13 protein-coding genes are annotated in these 19512 nt (G+C 61.6%); 10 read left to right on the forward strand and 3 right to left on the reverse strand.

Going from position 1 to position 19512, the window contains the following annotated elements; all coding sequences use genetic code 11:
• Positions 1-134 precede the first annotated feature (134 nt).
• The 8 genes from BLS50_RS29500 to tssJ all read left to right on the forward strand — a co-directional run bounded on the left by BLS50_RS29500 (position 135) and on the right by tssJ (position 13124).
• Positions 135-2489 (forward strand): type VI secretion system Vgr family protein, encoded by a 2355-nt coding sequence (locus BLS50_RS29500; protein ID WP_074806304.1) that lies wholly within the window; start codon positions 135-137, stop codon positions 2487-2489.
• Positions 2490-2562: 73 nt separating this feature from the next.
• Positions 2563-4935 (forward strand): hypothetical protein, encoded by a 2373-nt coding sequence (locus tag BLS50_RS29505; protein ID WP_412668067.1) that lies wholly within the window; start codon positions 2563-2565, stop codon positions 4933-4935.
• Positions 4899-5564, forward strand: a complete 666-nt coding sequence (locus tag BLS50_RS35660) for a hypothetical protein (protein WP_143028386.1) — start codon at positions 4899-4901, stop codon at positions 5562-5564. The genes BLS50_RS29505 and BLS50_RS35660 overlap by 37 nt, the downstream gene beginning before the upstream one ends.
• A gap of 89 nt (positions 5565-5653) precedes the next feature.
• A complete protein-coding gene (locus BLS50_RS29510; RefSeq protein ID WP_074806309.1) occupies positions 5654-5914 on the forward strand; it encodes a PAAR domain-containing protein in 261 nt (86 codons plus the stop codon).
• Positions 5866-7218, forward strand: a complete 1353-nt coding sequence (locus BLS50_RS29515; RefSeq protein ID WP_256334213.1) for a hypothetical protein — start codon at positions 5866-5868, stop codon at positions 7216-7218. The genes BLS50_RS29510 and BLS50_RS29515 overlap by 49 nt, the downstream gene beginning before the upstream one ends.
• Positions 7166-10750 carry an ImcF-related family protein gene (locus tag BLS50_RS29520; RefSeq protein WP_256334214.1) on the forward strand — a complete coding sequence of 1195 codons (3585 nt, stop codon included), beginning with the start codon at positions 7166-7168 and terminating at the stop codon, positions 10748-10750. The genes BLS50_RS29515 and BLS50_RS29520 overlap by 53 nt, the downstream gene beginning before the upstream one ends.
• Positions 10747-12597, forward strand: a complete 1851-nt coding sequence (gene tssF, locus BLS50_RS29525) for a type VI secretion system baseplate subunit TssF (protein ID WP_074806316.1) — start codon at positions 10747-10749, stop codon at positions 12595-12597. Before BLS50_RS29520 ends, tssF begins: the two co-directional genes overlap by 4 nt.
• The gene (gene tssJ / locus BLS50_RS29530) at positions 12567-13124 is read left to right on the forward strand and encodes a type VI secretion system lipoprotein TssJ (RefSeq protein WP_256334215.1); all 558 of its coding nucleotides are present in this window, start codon (positions 12567-12569) and stop codon (positions 13122-13124) included. Before tssF ends, tssJ begins: the two co-directional genes overlap by 31 nt.
• Before the next feature lie 119 nt (positions 13125-13243).
• Here the strand turns inward: tssJ and BLS50_RS29535 are convergent, their stop codons facing one another.
• Positions 13244-14122, reverse strand: coding sequence for a MurR/RpiR family transcriptional regulator (locus tag BLS50_RS29535; protein ID WP_011547384.1), 879 nt, complete (start codon positions 14120-14122; stop codon positions 13244-13246).
• Positions 14123-14494: 372 nt separating this feature from the next.
• Here BLS50_RS29535 and ggt point away from each other — a divergent pair, with 372 nt between their 5' ends.
• Both ggt and BLS50_RS29545 read left to right on the forward strand, forming a co-directional pair.
• A complete protein-coding gene (gene ggt / locus BLS50_RS29540) occupies positions 14495-16246 on the forward strand; it encodes a gamma-glutamyltransferase (protein ID WP_074806322.1) in 1752 nt (583 codons plus the stop codon).
• A 154-nt stretch (positions 16247-16400) separates the two neighbouring features.
• Positions 16401-17729: a dicarboxylate/amino acid:cation symporter gene (locus tag BLS50_RS29545; RefSeq protein WP_074806325.1), complete on the forward strand. Its 1329-nt coding sequence runs from the start codon at positions 16401-16403 to the stop codon at positions 17727-17729.
• A gap of 3 nt (positions 17730-17732) precedes the next feature.
• On the opposite strand, the gene BLS50_RS29550 is transcribed toward BLS50_RS29545, so the two are convergent.
• Both BLS50_RS29550 and BLS50_RS29555 read right to left on the reverse strand, forming a co-directional pair.
• Positions 17733-18122, reverse strand: coding sequence for a DUF3331 domain-containing protein (locus BLS50_RS29550; RefSeq protein WP_053525057.1), 390 nt, complete (start codon positions 18120-18122; stop codon positions 17733-17735).
• Positions 18123-18166: 44 nt separating this feature from the next.
• On the reverse strand, positions 18167-19459 hold the full coding sequence (locus tag BLS50_RS29555) for an NAD(P)/FAD-dependent oxidoreductase (protein WP_074806327.1): 1293 nt from the start codon (positions 19457-19459) through the stop codon (positions 18167-18169).
• Positions 19460-19512: the final 53 nt, after the last annotated feature.

The following is a 19512-nucleotide window of genomic DNA, read 5'->3' on the forward strand; positions in this document are numbered from 1 at the left end:
TTAACAGATCCGATGCCGGTGCATGTTCATTTTCGTGAATACATGCTTCACTAGCGAGAGCGTTGTGGCACTGCGCCCCTGAATGCGTAAATGGGCGAGCGTGCCGGTGTAAAACCTCTCGTTCAACGGCAACCATGCGAACCATTCAGGATGTACTGAAACACCCCAATTCGGTCGTTACCCAGCCGCTACATCTCGAGATTGCGGCGCTCGATGCGCCAGTCTCCGTTTTGTCGTTCGTCCTGACCGAGGAAATGAATACGCCATTTCTCGCGGACATCACCGTAACCTCGCAGGACAAGCGGATCGACGGTGCGACTATTGTGGGCCAGCCGGCAGTCTTCACGATCGAGGAGCATGCTTCCGTGCCGGCGCTGGCCGCGGTGATCGATCCGGTCCGGCATGCGGCGCGTACCGTGCACGGCGTCGTCACGCAATGGACTCGCGTCAGAACGTCCTGCGACGAAGCAACCTACCAAGTCCATCTGAAGCCGCGTTTCGCGCTGCTTGAAGAGGTGCACGATTCGGCCGTATTGCTGGACAGATCGCTTCGCGAGTTGTTGAGCGACATGATCGTCGATCGCAGCCTGTTCCAGTCCTTCGACGTCGAGTTCGAGCTGGAAGGGCTTGACGGAAAGCTGGAACAAACCGTGATGTATGAGGAGACGGTCGCGAACTTCATCGACCGGCACTGCCGGCGCGCGGGAGTCTATTACTACTTCAAGCAGGCGAAGAAAGAGGACGGGCCGCAACGCGACACGTTGGTGTTCGGCAATACACCGCGCGGCTATATGCGAGCGCTCGAGGTGCCGTTGCTGCCGCATTCCGGCCTGACGAGCTGGCACGAGGCGGTTCTGACGCTGGAAGTCACGCGCGCGCTGGTGCCGCAGACGGTGCGCGAATGGGATCACAACTATCGCATCCCCGACGATCCGCTGCAGGTCGAATCGATCGTGGCCCATGACGACCGCTCGGTCTATGGGAGCGTCAACCGCAGCATCGAGCATTTCCATTCGGTCGAGGAAGGGCAGGCGCTGGCTGACGCGCGGCGTGACGAACTGCTCACGCGGCAAGTGCGGCTCACGGGCACGAGTAACGTCATCGGCATGACGCCTGGCATGGTGGTGCGGATCACCAATGACGAGGTGTACGAGGCGCCGCACGGGATGGTGATCACGAAGCTCGTCACGACCGGCAGCCGCAGCCAGTCGGTGGTCAACACCTTCGAGGCGATCCCCGCACATCAGACCTATCGGCCCGAATATGTACCTGAAAAGCATTGGCGATGGATCGCCGGCATGCTGATCGGTGTGGTCGAGTCCGGCGATGACGAGCCATACGCATGGATGGACGAATATGGCCGATATCGCGTCAGGCTGCTGTTCACCCGGCACAGCGGCAAGCGCGGCACGAACAGCATGCCGTTGCGGCTGTTGCGTGCGTCCGCGTCGTATCAGGGCGGCCTGCACATCCCGTTGCTGCCGCAGTCCGAAGTACGCGTCGTCGCGACCCAGGGAAATTGCGACCGCCTGCTGATCGCAGGGGCTCTGCATGACCATGCGTGTCGGGACCTCGTCCACGGAAAGGAAGGGTGGTACAGCCGCGCCGTATTCCGCTCGCCATTGCTCGGCAACAAGTTGCGCTTCGAGGATCTGAAAGACCACGAGGGAATCCGGTTGGCTACGGTGTTCGGGCAGTCGTCGCTCAACATGGGCCATCTGGTCGACAGGGACAAGAACAAGCGCGGCCAGGGTTTCGAACTGACCACGCAGCACTGGGGCACGTTGCGCGCGCCGAAGGGGCTGTTTTTCTCGGCGGATGCAGCAGCCGGGTCCGAAACGCCGCACCTCGATATGCCCGCAGCAATCGCGCAGCTCAAGGCAGCTTTGCAGCGAGTAACGGACCTTGCGGCAGCGACGACGCAGGCCAAGGCCGACCCTGCGGACCGCGCCGCGCAGACGGCGCTGCTCGACGGCCTGAATCAGCTTCGCGACGCAGGGCTGCTTGCGAGTGCTCCCGGCGGCATGGCATTCGTGACACCGAAATCATTACAGCAATCGGCGGGCGAGAACGTGATCGTCACCGCAGGGCAGAACATGGACGTGAGCATCGTCAGGCGACTGCGCATGGTGGCGGGTGACCTGATCTCGCTGTGTGCGCACAAGCTCGGGCTGAATTTTGTTGCAGCGAAGGGCAAGGTCATGATGGCGGCGCTTACGGACGGGATGGACTTGTTCGCGAAGCAGCAATTGCGCGTCGCGAGCCAAAGTGCGGACGTCCAAGTGTCGGCCAAATCGAAGATCACACTCAACAGCGGTGGAGCTTCGCTCGTAATCGAGAACGGCAACATGACATTTCACTGTCCCGGCGCCTTCACGATAAAGGCGGCGTCATTCTCGTTTCACGGGCCGAACAACGTCACAACACCATTGCCGTCGCTACCGCAGGCCAACCTGAAGATTTCCGACCGGTACTCGTCGTCCCACTGAAGCCATGATCATCAGCCCTCCCTTCCTGCCCGTATCGGGCGCGACGTCTAGCGATGCGTCAAAGACGGACCCTATGATGGACGTCGTCGATCAGTTCGAGATTGGTCATCATGGGGTCTATCCCGTTGCCTTTGACCGGCGCTTTCACTGTGGCATTCACCTGGATCCGGGCGAGCAGCACGAACCGGTGCGGGCAATTGCTGACGGCGAGGTGGTCGCGTATCGCGTTTGCAAAAGCGCTCTGTCTGATGGCGCGAAAGATCCGACTGGACAACCAGCGCTGAACTCGAATGCGGGATTTGTCTTACTCAGACATAAGACCGAGACAGGACATGGGCGAACGATCACGTTCTACTCACTATATATGCATTTGCTGGACATGACCGAACAGGAGTGGCTTGCTCCCCAGCCAACCGATCCGCCGGCCGAGGGATCGATGAATGCCCTCCCCAAATGGCTGCTCGATACGGCGGGCGGCAAAGACGGAGTCGTTCAGCCGGGCGGCGCAAAGAAGGTGTACCGCAAGGACATGCTCGGGTACGTCGGTCAGCATCAGGGGGTGCGGCATCTGCATTTCGAAGTTTTCATGTCGGAAGCTGACTTTACAGCCTGGTTTGATCAGGACGGCCACCAGGTTCAACTGGGTGAGAAAGATCCTGTTCAGCCTGCGTCGAGCGACTACTGGGGACATTCCTATTTCATCATTAAGGGTCCACAGGATTTTGTCGCGCAGCCGGCGGGTATGACGGACGACTGGTTTCCGCGACTGCCAGGCGGCTCAATTGGTGAGCAAGACATCCTTTATGTGGAAGCGTGGTTCAACAAGGGGCGGCGCTATACAACCGCGTGGATCGACCGTGGTAGCAGCGGCAACGTTATCCTGCTTACACAGGTTCCGGTTGCTGACCCGTACGACGGAGAAACGGAACAGTATGAATATGATCTGTATGATCGAGCGGTAGCACTCTATTCAGAGTGTCCGAGCGATGGCTATGAAATGCTGCGCTTTGGGCGAATTCTTTCAAGTACGGTGATGCCGGGAGAGGCCCCTGCTACTTGGGTCGCGGTGCCAACCGATGAGAATGGCACGCAAGGATATGTCAACATCGCTGCTGACGAGATCATCAAATTATCGGACGCCGACTTTCCATTCTTCAAGGGTTGGCAAAAAGTTGATGAAAGCAATACACCGTTTAATCAGGACGGGTTATGCGGATACGATGAGCTTTGCCGTCTGACCGGCGTTGCTGATCCACAGGCAACGTCCGGAATGATCCAGCCGCTCGAATACGACAATAACAACGACGACAATGCCAACCAGTTGCTCGCAGGCTATGTGCAGAATGCAGAGGGTGTGCGTACAAAGCTCAGAGGGTTGGTGTTCAACGCGCGCAGCGAGTGGGATCCGTCGGACAACGACGATCGCTATAAAGGTCTGAATGAACCAGATGGATTCTTTGGCAAGCAGAAAGATACCAACCCAGATGGCTATACCTCGTTTATTAAGTTCCTCGGAAAATTTCAGTTTCTGGACAAGTTGCCGTCCGAATCGTCGCTAGCGGATCAGAAGTTCTGGTATTTTCATCCGCTTGAATTTATCCGGCACTTCAGGAAATGCGGGTGGCTCAGTAAGAAGGAGATGATTCAGCTTATACCGGATCGCGTCATTAGAAAGCCCGGGTCGCATAATTCGCCCTCTCAGGGAGTATGGGAATCGCCAAATCCGGATTATGCTTCATCTTTGCTTGATAGATTTGGACTGGGCTTGAACAATTCGATGAGAAAGTTCAAACTTGACACTCCTGATCGGCAGGCGTGCTTTATAGCAAATGCCACACAGGAGACAGGGTGGTTTCGCTATCTTACGGAAGGGAATCGCAATGATAGTGCAACAGACTTGCACAACGGTTGGTTTGGTCGGGGCTTTTTGCAGTTGACAAATCCTAATGGAAATATGGGTGGTGGGAATAATAATTATTATAAATATTTTAAATTCATTGGTCGAAACCCGAGTTTGCCACCGGGGGAGCAGGAGTTGACGTGGCGAAACGAGATTGCAAGAGATGTTTGTCACGCAAGTCATAGTGCAGGTGCTTATTGGGTTTGGTCTGGAAAATCAATGCCAACGGCGAACAATCCGTCGCGACCACGGGTGGACAGTGCAAATAAATATGCGGACGAGATGGGGGTGAGCGAAAGAAGGGCAATCCGAACAAATGCTGGGGTTAAGGTATGGTATTACAACCAGTCCTTTGCGAATTGTGCTGCGGCAGTGAACTATCCGGGTGCCACAGGCAAGAATCCACCAAACATGAATGGTCTAGTAGATCGATCGACGTCGTTCACTAATGCGCTAATGGTTTTGACTGATATTGCGGTTTTCAAGGGCCCAAATCAGGAGGATCTAACGTGGCCGGAAAACTTCACAAGACGGAAGTTGCCATGAGAAATGTTTTTTTGGCGTTTTTGGTATTTTTTTGGCTTGATGGAGCTGCAAGAGCTGAGTTTGCTTCGAGTGGTCACGTCAATTACCGGGATAATGTATCGCTATTGGAGGGTCGGTGTGGATACATTCTCGGTGAAAATATATCATCAAAAATAGTTGACTCGTCTGTAAATTTAAATAATGGAATTGTGTCGTTTGATTTTTACCTTGTGATGAAGCTGGATAGGGGAGTTGTGCGCGGGAAGCTATCATTTAGTTGTTTTGTGGCTGGATCGAGTGTGTCAGATTCGAGTGTTGCGAATAAAGTTACTGCAGCCGACGAAATTGCTTTGGAAGATTCTGGTGGGCGATATGTGCGTAATATAGTATGGCAAAAAAAATATGAAGGAAAGGGGTGGGGTGGAACCGTTGCCTATGTTAATTCAGTATATGGCGATCGAGAAAGGGTGCGTGTTCCTGATTATTTTTTAATATGCCCTGATGCAATATATTTTCCGTGCTTCTCGTTTGAGGTTGTGGGGAAGAGGCTTGGAAAAAAGGAAAGCGATCGAATTCCTGTGGTGCTTGACGGAATTGAAATCGTTTCCTTGCGATCGACGGCTCCTGAGGCAAACGAAGGGGATCGATAGATTTTCATTCGCCATTAACTTGTCCGTGAGATTGGGCTCGCGGTGTGCTGGGAACTCAGAAAATCCTTACTCAACTAGATAGCCGATATATGCAATCTCCCATTCGCAAAGGTGACAAGCTCGAACATGGCGGTGAAGTCACCAGCGGCTCGCCATGGATGATGTTCATGGACAGGCCGCTTGCACGTAAAGGCGATAATGCGACCTGCGACTTGCATGGTCCGACCGTCATTGACGAGGGCGCCGACAAGTATTCCGATCGCGACGAGAAGCTGTTCGCGCTGGACGGCCATCGATGTGCATGTGGTTGTCGATTGATTTCGTCGCTACCGAACGTCCACTTCGAGTAATGCCGGTCGATCTTTCTCCCGCCGGGCGCCCCAGCGCGTATCCGCCCAGGATGCGTTTCTGGCCGTGGGCATTAACTTGGTTCGTCTGCAATGTGTTCGGCCCGGTGGTTGTTTTGCTCGCGTGGCCGAAAAGCGAGCCTGCGAGTGGCCTCAGGTTTTGGGGCTTGATTATTGGGATGCCGAACGGGCTGTTTTTGGTCCTGCTCGGCTTTGGCCGCGCAGGCTACGAGGGGCTGTGGTATCGCGCATACTGGCGCAACCATCATCGTGACCGCTGGCTTGCGAAGAAGATCGGGTTCGCGCAGCGACCGCTTTATGTACTCGGCGCAGGCTATTGCCTGCCTCTTGGCGGGGCATCTCTGTCCGACGTTCTGATAGGGAAGCACTCCCTCATGCAGGTGCAAGCCCCGCGGCACGGCTCAGGAAAGGTTTTGTGCAATCGCTTTGAGGACAACGACCCGCTACTGGACGACCCGTCCAATGATCCGCCACTGGACGCTTCATTCATGGCGGATGAAGAGGAAACCCCAACTGACAATGCTGCCGGGCCGAAGAAGGCCGATCCAGTTGTGCAGATGATCCGCGCTGCGCTTGAGCCTCTCGCTGGAAGCATTCAGGCATTAACTCGATACGAAAGGGCATATTGGCCCCAAGTACGCGTATTGACCGAATCGGACGTCGCGAACATGCGTTTGACCCAGGTTCGCGCTGCGATGCATCTGGCGGCGCTTCCGCCCTTGGAAGTCCGGGCCGTTCCGGCTGCCGACGGGTTGCTTGTGGCCGATGTATGGCTTGATACGCATGAATCCCGTCCGCTCCTCGTCATCGCTGCGATGTGGTACGACGATGATATCGATGAGAGCCTCGCCGAGGGATGTGTGGCTGCGTTGCTCGATGCCGGCTGTTTCGGGCTTCCGCATGAGGTCAGCAGAAAGGCTGCGCTACATAGGCCCGCTGTAGGCGACTCCGCTGACCCAGAATATGGTTTCGCGAACGCCGCGATCTGGGGCAAAGCCGATGCCGCGTCGGTGACGCGCGCATGGATAACGCGGCCGGTTGAAAACTGCGACCGCGCTTTGAATGCTGCCGGGTTTGTGATTGCCGCAAAAGACGCTGCGCAGAGTCGGCTGGATCGTATGGTTGGCGACATGCGGGCAGCGAACGGTCTGCTGGCGATCGCTGCGGCGATCGAGTCCGGTGCGAGTGACGGACCGCAACTCGTCGTCGATGGCTCGCAATCGGCCATTCTCCATGTTTTACCCCAAGATCAAACGGCTTCAACGCATGTCGATATCCAAAGATAACGTGCATAACGCGCGGCCTCAAGCGGCCTTAACCGACGAAGCTCCCAGCCGCGTCGCAGTCTGGGGGCTGCCCCTTGCTGCGTTGGTTATTGCCGTTGCAGCGCTCGTGCTGGCTTGGTTCCAGGGGGAGCGCCTCGGCGTCCCTGATGGCACGCCTCGCACACTGGCATTGATCGGTATTCCGGTATTGCTGGTTGTCATCGTGATCATTCATCTGATTGCGATATCGACAGGCGCATATGCGGGCGCTGCCAAACTGTTTCGTCTGCAAACCGGCGAGAAGGAGGCTGCTTCAACGACGGGACAGCCGCTCAAACGCGACGCCCGCCTGCAACGCCTGTTCGAGGAGCTACGTGTATCGCAGGGCCGACGCTGGCGATACCGATCGCAGTGGCTGATGGTGACCGGTGCGGACACGTTGCTCGACCAAGTCGCGCCCGGCCTGAAGCGCGCGGGCGTGATGCCGGTCGGCGATGCGATCCTCGTGCACGCGGCACCGGATGGCATCGATGCGAGCGTATGGCGCCGGCAGATCCGTAAGCTGCGGAGCAGACAGCCGGTCGACGGTGTTGTGCACGTCACGCACGTGGACGAGCGCGATATCGAATTGCCACGCGCACTTGCCGCGCTGTCGACCGACATTGGCTGGGCCGCGCCAGTTACATTGCTGCACGCCGTGCCCGCGCAGGGCGATCGCCCCGAAACGTTCGAAGCGATCGGTGTATTTCCGGGGGCGGCATGCAAGGGGGAGCAGCCGGCGCTGGTCCCGCGCGATCAGCTTGCCGCGATCGAGCGTGATACGGCGGACGCGGGCGTGCAGCAATGTACAGCGCCCACGCGGATCAGCTATCTAGCCGAAATCTCGCAATACATCGGGACACAGCTCGAACACATCGTTACCGGTTGGCAAGCACTTCGTGCATCGCAGTGGCTGCACGCGCCGCTGGCTGGCGTGATGTTCGCTCCCATATTCAAGACGACAGCGGCCATGCCGACGCCGGTACCGATCGCTGCGGACGAGAGCGCACTGGTGACGAACATGTCGATTGAGTTCCCGCCGCAACCCGCTGCACTTCTACCCGCGTGGGGCGCAATCGCCAGCCGGCGACGCATTGGCCGGCGGGTAGGATTCTACTGGCCGGATGCGCTGGCGATCGGCGTGATCGTTGCGGCGATAGCGTGGTGCGCATGGATGACCGCATCGTTCGTCGGCAACCAGCAACTCATGCGCGAAGCGAAGGCGGCAGCGCGCGCAGCGGTCGATGCGCGGCCGCAGACCGCTGCTGCGTGGCGCGCGCAACTGGCGCTACAACAGTTGATGGAAAGGCTCGAATACCGGCAGCAGCATGGCGCACCGTGGTACCTGCGGGCGGGCTTGTCCCGCAATGACGATATCCTCGCCGGTCTCTGGCAACCGTACCGAATCGCTGCGACCCGCAACTTGCAGGCGCCTGTCGTACAAACGATCGACGAACTGTTGAAGGCAGCAGATCAGGCGCGCGCCGATAGCCTGCAATCTCAGGACACGCGACGTAGTACCTACAACGCGCTCAAGACTTATCTGATGCTCGGCGAGCCCTCGCTTGCCGAGCCCGCATTCCTGAGGCGCGCGCTCGTCACCCTGTGGGCGCGGCCGGTCGAGATGCCGCTCGGCGAGCGTGACGATACTGGCAGGCGGCTTGCAGGCTTCTACGCCGATCATCTGAAAGCACATCCCGAATGGCGGATCGCGACTGACGATCGCATCGTGACTTCGACCCGCAACATGCTGGTCACGCAGATGGGACTCGCATCGGCTGACGACACGGTGTACCAGCGCATTCTCGACGAGGTCAAAAACAAATACGCCGACGCGTCGCTCGAAACACTCCTGAACGGCGCCGATGCGCGCGGGATGTTCGCAGCGTCGCAGACTGTCCCGGGGATCTATACCCGTGCCGCGTGGGACGGCATGGTCGCCGCGGCAATCGACAAGGCGTCACATGAACGCCGGATCAGCAGTGACTGGGTGCTGTCCGGTCCGCAGGGATCGCACAGGGTCGGCAATACGCTCTCGCCAGGCATGACCCAAACCACGGCGATCGACAATGAGAAACGTGCAGCCGAGGAACTGAAGCAGCGATTGACGGCCCGGTATTTTGGCGAGTACACGGCGGCATGGCAGCGCATGCTCAACAGTATGCAGTGGCAACCGGCGTCCAGTCTCAGCGGTGCGATCGAACAGCTTTCCCGACTGGCGGACGCTCAGACGTCACCGTTGATCGCGCTGATGAGATCCGTGCAGTATCAGGCGTTAGCGGGGCGGCCATCGCAGGCGCTGGCCGACACCCTGGTGAGAAAGGCGCAGAACCTGATCGGGGCTGACGACGAGATGGGGACGACCGTCGTCAACCCGCTCGACAAGGCGTTTGGCCCGCTGCTGGTGCTGAGGGGCGACACGGGCGCGGCGTCTGCCGGGGAAAACGGAAAGCGCGCCACGCCGGCCGACATCGCGCTAAGTGGTGTCAGCTTGTCGCGCTACCTGACGGCCGTCACGACGATGCGGCTGAAGCTGCAACAGATCGCGAGCAGTCCGGACGCTCAGGTCATGGCGCGCTCGCTCGCCCAGGCAGTATTTCAAGGCAAGTTGTCGGAATTGTCGCAGGCGCGCAACGACGCGGCGCTCACGGCCGCGAGCCTGGGTACGGCGTGGGCGGGTTTCGGCGATACGGCGTTTGCGCAGCCGCTCGAAGCCGCATGGCAGACGATCCTGCAACCGGCGGCAGCGAGCCTGAATGACGCATGGCGAGCCGGTGTTGCCGCACCGTTCAACGCGGCGATGAGCGGCCGCTATCCGTTCTTCGATACGCAGGCCGATGCGTCCTTCGCCGAGCTTGGCCGCTACGTGCGGCCCGATACCGGATTGATTTCGCGTTTCGTTGCGACGCAACTGGCCGGTGTGATGAAACTCGAGGGCGACCATTGGGCACCCAGCGAGCTCGCCCCGCAGGCGTTGCGGTTCGACCCGGCATTCCTGAGCGCCGTTCGGCAGTTGTCGACGGTTGGCGCACAGCTCTACCCGCAGGCCGACGCCGGGGAGAAGTTCGACATGATGGCGCTGCCGACGCCGAACGTGACGCGCTCGGAACTGTCGGTCGACGGCATGCAGCTCGTCTATTTCAATCAGCAGGAGCGCTGGACCCCGTTGGCGTGGCCCGGCAACGGCCTGAACGGGCACGCGAGGCTCACATGGCAGACGCTCGACGCTGGCCTGCGACAGGCATTTGATGCGACCGGCGACTGGGCATTCCTGCGTTTGCTGAGCCAGGCCGAGATCAAGCCGCTCGACGGCACGCGCTATCGGCTCACGTGGAACAAGGGGGGCGATGAGCCGCTGTCGTACGTGTTGCGCACGCGGGTCGGAGCCGGGCCGATCGACTTGCTGAAACTGCGCGGGTTCCGCATGCCGGATCGCATTTTCGTCGTCGGCAAGGCGGGTGCCGTGCCGACGATGCCGCTTCTGCCGCCACTGCCACCGGATTTCCAGCCATGAGTGAAGACAAGACCCATCCGACGAAGCACGCCGGTGGCGGTTTCGGGACGGAGGACGACCGGTACCTGCGCTATTTCGATGCGGAGATGCGATACCTGCGCGAGGCGGGCAGGGAGTTCGCGAGGTCCCAGCCGCAAGGCGCCCGCCGCGTGGGGGTGACGATGCCCGGCGCGCGCCACGACAGTGTCGAGCAGACCTACGAGGGTTTCGCGTTTCTCACGAGCCGGCTGCGGATGAAGCTCGACGACGCAGCGCCGGAAATCACCGATCCTTTGCTCGATCATCTGTGGCCGCATACAGGCCGCACGATTCCGTCGCTGACCATCCTCGAGTGCGTGCCGCGCTCCGGCGAGGCGCGGATACTCGATACGCTGCCGCCGGGGTTGCAGGTACGTTCGACACCGGTCGGACCGGACGGGACGATATGTGTCTATCGAACCACGCGGGCGATACACCTGTTGCCGCTCAACGTGCGTGAAGCGGGCGCGCGCATGCGTGAGGACGGCCGTACGGTGATCCGGCTCGCGTTCGACCTGCTGCACCGAGAACAGCGGTTGCTGGACGACCTGTCGCGTATCCGGCTATACCTGCATGGCGACCGGCCGACTGCATCGGCGCTGTACGCGGTTTTCACGCGCCAGGTGGAGTCGATCGGCGTGCGCATGCCGCGCCTGCTCGACGGCCAGCTACACCCCCGCCCGGCGATGACGATCGAGGCGGCGGGCTTCGGCGCGCAGGCGCGACTGTGGCCGACCGACCTTGATGCACGCGACGTCGATCTCGACCGCGAGCAGACGATGCTCGAATATTTCGCGTTCCCCGAGAAGTTCCACTTCGTGGACTTGTGCGGTTTCGACGCGGCCAGTGTGCCGCCGGGCGAAACACGGCTTGAATTCGAGATCGTGATTCGAGACCGGATTCCCGGTGACGCCACGTTAGGCGCGGACAACATCCGGTTGTTCTGCACGCCGGTGATCAACCTGCTCGAACTGGACGCGCAGGCCATCCGCCCCAATGCGCATGACCGCGACTATCCGGTGCGCGCCCCGGCCTCCGCAGGCGAGCACGTCGAGCCCTACGATGTACTGTCGGTCGTGGCGACCGATCCGCGTACCGCAAGGCAATACCCGTATCAGTCGATCAAGGCATTCCGGCACCGCGGCGGGATGATCCGGCACGAGTCGCCGGATCGGTACTACCACGCTTCGATTCGGCAGGGCGTGACGGGCCGGCGCGAGATGGTCGTGACGTTGGGCGGACATCTTTGGGATGAACCGGGCAGCTTGCCGGACGGACACGTAACGGTCCGGGTGTTGGCAAACAACGGGCGACTGCCGCGGATGGCGCTGCGTGAATCGATGGTTACCACACCTGCTTCGACCTTCAATGGTGTCGAGCGCGTGCACAATTTGACGGCCCCGACGATGCCGCTGTATCCGCCGCGCGGCGGCGATTATGACTGGCGGGTGATTTCTCACTTCAATGGGGCCGGCACAACCGAACTGAACATGATGGACGCGAATGTGCTGCGCGGCGCGCTGTCGTTGTACGACTGGACACGGGAGGACGATAACCGGCGACGCATCGATGCGATTCATCACGTTTGGCTCGATGAGGAAACGGAATGCGTCGGGGCGCGTGTCGACCGGATCGTGAATGTGAACGTCGGTATCGAGCCGTCGGGTTTTGCCGGGCCGGGTGACGTCGCGCTGTTCGGCGACGTACTCAGCCGTTTCGTCGGTCGTTACGCGTGCTTCCATTTCGCGGTGCGGCTCGTTCTGTATGAAGGCGTGGGCGGCCCGAGCCGGCGCTATCCATGCACGATCAAGACGGGAGACTGGCTGTGACGCCGCGAGCACATCCGATGATGCGACGCATTCGATTGGCGGCTGCTATTGCGATGACGGCCGCGTTGCTGTCTGGCTGCGGTATGTGGCAATCGATGAAAGAGACGACCGCCGGCATGACACGCGCGATTTTCGTCACGAAGGTCAAGCAGATGAACCTCGTGGTCGAAAGCCGCGCCGCACTCAACGAGAGCGAGCAGGGGCAATCGCTACCGGTTGTAATGCGCGTCTACCAGTTGAAGGATGCGCATATCTTCGAGAATGCAGCTTACGTCTCGCTGCTCGATGATCACCGTGCGTTACTGAAGACCGATCTGCTCGGCAGCATCGAGACCACGCTCGTGCCCGGCGCCACGGTGACGCTGTCCGCGCCAATGGCAGCCGACGCGCAAGTTGTGGGCGTGGCGGGATTCTTTCGGGATGAGCGCGATGCCGAGTGGCAACTGGTGATTCCGAAGTCGCAGTGGAAGAAGACGGATCCCGTCAAGCTGGTCGTGACGAGCAACTGGATGGAGCTGGCGCCCTGAACGAGGGAATGCGATGGTGGTTGGCAAGACGCGTGACATGTGCGTATTTGCAGTTCGGGATTCGAATTGCACACGCGGCGAGGCCGAGCGTTGACGCCCAAGCCGAATGGCCGCACGCATCACTCCGGCAAATCCCGCCGACTCACGTCCCACTCGATCCCGCCCGCATTGAGCTGCTCGATCTTCTCCATCCGCTGCCGCGCCAGTTCCGGCAGCCGGTTCGTCACGCCGATCACCAGCGCTTCGGCGAGCGCCAGCGCGGGCACGTTGGTCTGCAGCATCGCGAAAGGGCGGCCCTGGATGCGCAGCACGATCTCCGCGAACTCGCCGATCGGCGAGCGCCATTCGTCGGTGATCAGCAGGATGCGCGCGCCGAGCTGGTGCGCGGCCTGCGCGAAGCGGATGCTGTCCTTCTGGTAACGGCGAAAATCGAAGATCACGAGCACGTCGGTGCGTCCCATGTCGGCCAGCGCGACGGACGCGAGATTCACGTTCGGCTCGACGTACTGCACGTGCGGCCGCGTATAGGCGAGCATGAACGAGAACAGCGACGCGAGCGGCGCCGTATAGCGCCCGCCGCCGCAGAAGACGCGCACGTCCGGATCGGCCAGCACCGCCACGGCTGCGTCGAACGCGGCCGCGTCGAGCCCGTCGATCGTCGTCGCGAGCGATTCGGACAGCCGCTGGAAAATCGCCGCGTGACTATCGCGCATGCCCGTTTCCGAGTGGAACGCATCCATCCGCGCGAGCGGCGAATTCATCGCGGTGTCGATCTCGTCGTGCAGCGCCTGCTGGAACGACGAGTAGTTCGGAAAACCGATCCGGACGACGAAGCGGAACACGGTCGGATCGCTGACTTCCGCCTGCTTCGCAACCTGCGCGATGGGGCCCAGCCCCAGACTGGGATAGCGATCCAGCAACGCCTGCGCGACCTTCTGTTCCGACGGCGTGAAGCTATCCATCTGGGATAACAGCAACGCCCTGATGCTCGTCCCCATCGGCACTCCGGCTCTCTATCTGAATTGAATGACCCAATGAAACGGCAGACGTGCGTCTGCCGGCAACTGCACGCATGTTAGCCGATCGACGTGCGGCAGGCTGCGTGCGGTTCCAAATTAGAGGGACGCATTACCTGGCCAGACGATATGTTCATATATGTAATAAATCAAACATGTGCCATCCGATCCGTCCCGGATGATTCACTTTAAATTCAGTGGTTACCCTAGGTTTTGGTACAAAAAAGCGAATGATATGATCGCGGCCTCGCTGAAATGTATCGTTTATTACATGTCGAACCGGCAGCGTCGACAACCAGTCGCGCGTCGACGCATCCCGGCATGGCCCGGTTTATTCGTCTGGAGGATTCCGTCATGAGGCGGCTCGTAGTACTCACCCTGTTGTCGGCGATGAGCGTATGCGCGTTCGCCGCGTCGGACCCGGCGGTCGAAGCGAAGAACGGCATGGTGGTGTCGTCGCAGCATTTCGCGTCGCAGATCGGCGTCGACATCCTGAAGGCAGGCGGCAATGCGGTGGACGCGGCGGTGGCCGTCGGCTATGCGCAAGCCGTGACCAACGCGTGCTGCGGCAACATCGGCGGCGGCGGTTTCATGACGATCCACCTGGCCGACGGTCGCGACCGCTTCATCAATTTCCGCGAGACCGCGCCGGCCGCGTCGTCCGCGAACATGTATCTCGATGCGTCGGGCAACGTGATTCCGGACCAGAGCCTGTACGGCTATCGCGCGGTCGGCGTGCCGGGCACGGTGGCCGGCCTCGATCTCGCGCAGCGCAAGTACGGGAAGCTGACGCGCAAGCAGGTGATGGCGCCGGCGATCCGGCTCGCACGCGACGGTTTCGTGCTGACGCGCGGCGATACGGACATCCTCGACACGACGGTCGAGCGCTTCAGGAAGGACCCGGAAGCCGCGCGCATCTTCCTGCGCCCGGACGGCACGGCGCTGCAGCCGGGCGACCGCCTGGTGCAGAAGGATCTGGCCCGCACGCTCGAGCGCATCGCGGAGCAGGGGCCCGACGCGTTCTATCACGGCGAGATCCCGAAGATCGTCGAGGCGGCGGCCAAGCGCGGCGGCGGCGTGATCACGGCGGCCGATTTCGCGTCCTATCGCGCGCAGGACATGGCGCCGCTGACGTGCACGTACCGCGGCTACGAGTTCGTGTCGGCGCCGCCGCCGAGTTCGGGCGGCGTGACGATGTGCGAGACGCTGAACATCCTCGAAGGGTATGACCTGCGCAAGCTCGGCTATCACTCGGCCGCTGCGGTCCACTACATGACCGAAGCGATGCGCCACGCGTACGAAGACCGCAACACGCTGCTCGGCGATCCGGACTTCATCGACAACCCGGTCGCGAAGCTGACGAGCAAGGAATATGCGGCACAGATCCGCAAGAGCATCCATGCCGATACGGCGACGCCTTCGGTCGACGTGCAGCCCGGTGTCGGCGTGCACGAGAAGCCGGAGACGACGCATTACTCGATCGTCGATCACGACGGCAATGCGGTGTCGACGACCTATACGGTCAACGGCCGCTTCGGCGCGGTGGTCATCGCGCCGGGCACGGGCTTCTTCCTGAACGACGAGATGGACGACTTCACCGTGAAGGTCGGCGCGCAGAACCTGTTCGGCCTCGTGCAGGGTACGCGCAACTCGATCGCGCCGGGCAAGCGTCCGCTGTCGTCGATGGCGCCGACCATCGTGAAGAAGGACGGCAAGGTGTTCATGGTGGTCGGCTCGCCGGGCGGCTCGCGCATCATCACGATCACGCTGCAGACCGTGCTGAACGTGATCGACTACGGGATGACGCCGCAGGACGCGGTGGCCGCGCCGCGCATCCATCACCAGTGGCTGCCCGACGCGGTCTATTACGAAACCTACGGCCTGTCGCCCGACACGCTCGCGATCCTGCGCAACATGGGCTACAAGATGGTCGAGCAGACGCCGTGGGGCGCCGCCGAGCTGATCATGGTCGGCCTGCCGGGCACCGAAGCGGCGAGCCGCCAGAGTTCCGGGAACGATTCGTCGGTGTCCGGCAACGTGCGTGTCGGCTTCATCTACGGCTACAACGACCCGCGCCGCCCGGCCGGCTCGGCGATCGGCTACTGACGCGACCGTTTCAAGTCGAATCGCTGCCGCCGGCGTTCGCGTTGCCGCGAATGCCGGTGCGGCGGCAAGCGCGTCCGTCAGCGGGCATCCGCCAGTCTGAGCGGCACGCGCGCCTTTCTTCCGTCAACTCCATCGCCACCCGGCGAATTCCGTCATGAACAAACGAATGTCTGCGGCAGGCTGGATCCTGCTCGCGATGGCAGCCGGCATCCTGGTCGGCTACCTGATCTACACGCAGCTTCCCGACAAGCAGGCGGCCACGGAAGTCGCCGGCTACATCTCGCTCGTGTCCGACGTGTTTCTGCGGCTGATCAAGATGGTGATCGGCCCGCTGGTGTTCTCGACGCTGGTCGTCGGCATCGCGCACATGGGCGATGCGTCGTCGGTCGGGCGCGTGTTCGTGAAGGCGCTCGGCTGGTTCGTCACCGCGTCGCTGATCTCGCTGCTGCTCGGCCTGCTGATGGCGAACCTGCTGCGGCCCGGCGAGAACCTCGGCCTGCCGCTGCCGGACATCGGCGCGTCCGCGCATCTCGCGACGTCCAAGTTCACGCTGAAGGATTTCGTCGGTCATATGGTGCCGAAGTCGATCGCCGAGGCGATGGCGAACAACGAGATCCTGCAGATCGTCGTGTTCTCGATGTTCTTCGGCGTGGCGCTCGCCGCCCTCGGCGAGCGCGGCAAGATCCTCGTCGCGGCGATCGACCAGCTCGCGCACGTGATGTTGAAGATCACCGGCTACGTGATGAAGCTCGCGCCGCTCGCGGTGATGGCCGCGATGGCGTCGACCGTGGCGGTCAACGGGTTGTCGATCCTGCTGAAGTTCGCGGTGTTCATGGGCGACTTCTATGCGAGCCTCGTGCTGCTGTGGGCCACGCTGGTCGCGGCCGGGCTGCTGTTCCTCGGCCGCCGCGTGTTCAAGCTGCTCGCGCTGATCAAGGAAGCGTTCATGCTGTCGTTCGCGACCGCGAGCTCGGAAGCCGCGTATCCGAAGATCCTCGACGCGCTCGACCGTTTCGGCGTACGTCGCAAGATCTCGAGCTTCGTGATGCCGATGGGCTATTCGTTCAACCTCGACGGCTCGATGATGTACTGCACGTTCGCGACGCTGTTCATCGCGCAGGCCTACGACATCCACCTGTCGCTCGGCACGCAAATCACGATGCTGCTGATCCTGATGCTGACGTCGAAGGGGATGGCCGGCGTGCCGCGCGCGTCGCTCATCGTGATCGCGGCCACGCTGCACCAGTTCAACATCCCTGAAGCCGGGCTGCTGCTGATTCTCGGCGTCGACACGTTCCTCGACATGGGGCGCTCGGCCACGAACGCGGTGGGCAACTCGATCGCCAGCGCGGTGGTTGCGAAGTGGGAAGGCGAGCTGATGTCGGAGTCCGAAGCGAGCGCGCATGCCGCGCATCTCGATGCCGAACTTGAACGGCAGAACAACGCGCCGGCCTATGGCGCCGGTCAGCCCACGTCGACCTGACGGTCAGGCCGCGAGCGCTTCGTCGATGCACGCCGCGAGCACCATCGCGGCGGCGTTGCCCGGCGTCGAGCCGAGCAGTTGCGGCGCATAGACGCTGTCGCCGATCTCGATCGGTCGCCCCGACAGCGCGCACACGCCGCGCTTGCGCGTCGTGAACAGGCGCCACTTCTGGTAGCCGTAGTGCCCGGTGCAGGCGTCGCACCACGAAATCATCACGGTGTCGGCGGTGGGCCGTTCGAGCACGCTGATGGTCGGCTTGCTCGTCGCGTCCCACGACGGCAGCCGGTCGCGCGTGACGCTGCGCCGTCGCGGCCCGCCCCACGAAACGGACGGCATGTCGAAGCTGCCGATTGCGGCGACGGTCATGAGCCAGGGCGCTACACGATTGTTCATGTCTCTGTTCCTCGAAACGTTACGCGGTGCCGCGGCGCGCGGCATCACGACAGGCGGATGCGCGGCTGCACCCAGCCGTTGATCCGTTCGGCGATCCACAGCAAGGTCGCCTTGGAGAAACCGTGCAGCGCCTGCTGGTGCCGCCGGTAGAGCATCAGGTGGCTGAACTGCGCGAAGCGCCCCTGGATGAAGCCGCCGCGGAAGAAGCCGAACTGCCCGAGCGTGCCGAATGCGTCGTAATCGCTGATCGACACCAGCGCGCCGAAATCGTGGAACGCGAACGGCGGAATCGGCGTGCCGTCGAGCCAGGCGGGCAGATGCTTCGCGAGATGCTCGGCCTGTTGCGTCGCGACCTGCGCGGTGGGCGGCAGCGGCCGCTCCTGGCCGTCGGGCAGCAGGCTGCCGCAATCGCCGATCGCGAACACGTGCTCGTCGCCGGTCGCCTGCAGCGTGGGGCCGACCACGATCTGGTTCGCGCGGTTCGTATCGAGCCCGCCCAGCGCCTGCATGAAGTCGGGCGCCTTTACCCCGGCCGCCCACACCATCAGGTCGGCTTCGGCGAACGAACCGTCGCCGTAATGGAAACCGTTCGCGTCGGCCGACGTGACACGCGTCGACGTCAGCACGCGAAAACCGATCTGTTCGAGCCGCCGCTGTGCCGATGCGGAAATCTTCGGCGGAAACGCGTTGAGGATGCGCGGGCCGCTTTCGAGCAGCGTGAGCTGCAGCCGCTCGCGCACCGTGTCGTCACCATAGGCCTGCGCCACTTCGAGCAAACGGCTCAGTTCCGCCGCGAGTTCCACGCCCGTCGCGCCCGCGCCGACGATCGCCACGCGAAACGGCTCGTCGCGCGCGATGCTGCGGAACACGCGCATCCGCAACGCTTCGTTGAAGGTCTCCGCCTGCTGCTGGCTGTCGATGAAGTAGCAGTGCTCGCGCACGCCGGGCACGCCGAAATCGTTGGCCTGGCTGCCGAGCGCGAGGATCAGCACGTCGTATTCGAGTTCGCGTGCGTCGATCACCACGTCGCCGTCCTGCGAGCGGATCTCGCCGAGCTGCACGCGGCGGCGAGCGCGATCGAGCCCCTTCAGTTCGCCGGGCTGGTACGTGTAACCGTGGTCGCGGGCATGGGCGAGGAAGATCACCTGTTGCTGCTGGACGTCGCGCGTGCCGGCCGCGATCGTATGCAGCATCGGCTTCCAGATGTGTGTCGGACTGCGATCGACGACCGTGATCTGCGCGCGTCCGGACCGGCCGAGACGCTCGCCCAGGCGGGTCGCGAGCTGCAGCCCGGCGATTCCGCCGCCGACGATGACGATGCGTGTAGGGGTTGTCATGGATAAATCATCAAGTGATGAATAAGGTATGATCCTAGCGCTTCCCGGCTCCG

The organism is Burkholderia orbicola (assembly GCF_900100915.1).
Taxonomy (GTDB): Bacteria; Pseudomonadota; Gammaproteobacteria; order Burkholderiales; family Burkholderiaceae; genus Burkholderia; species Burkholderia orbicola.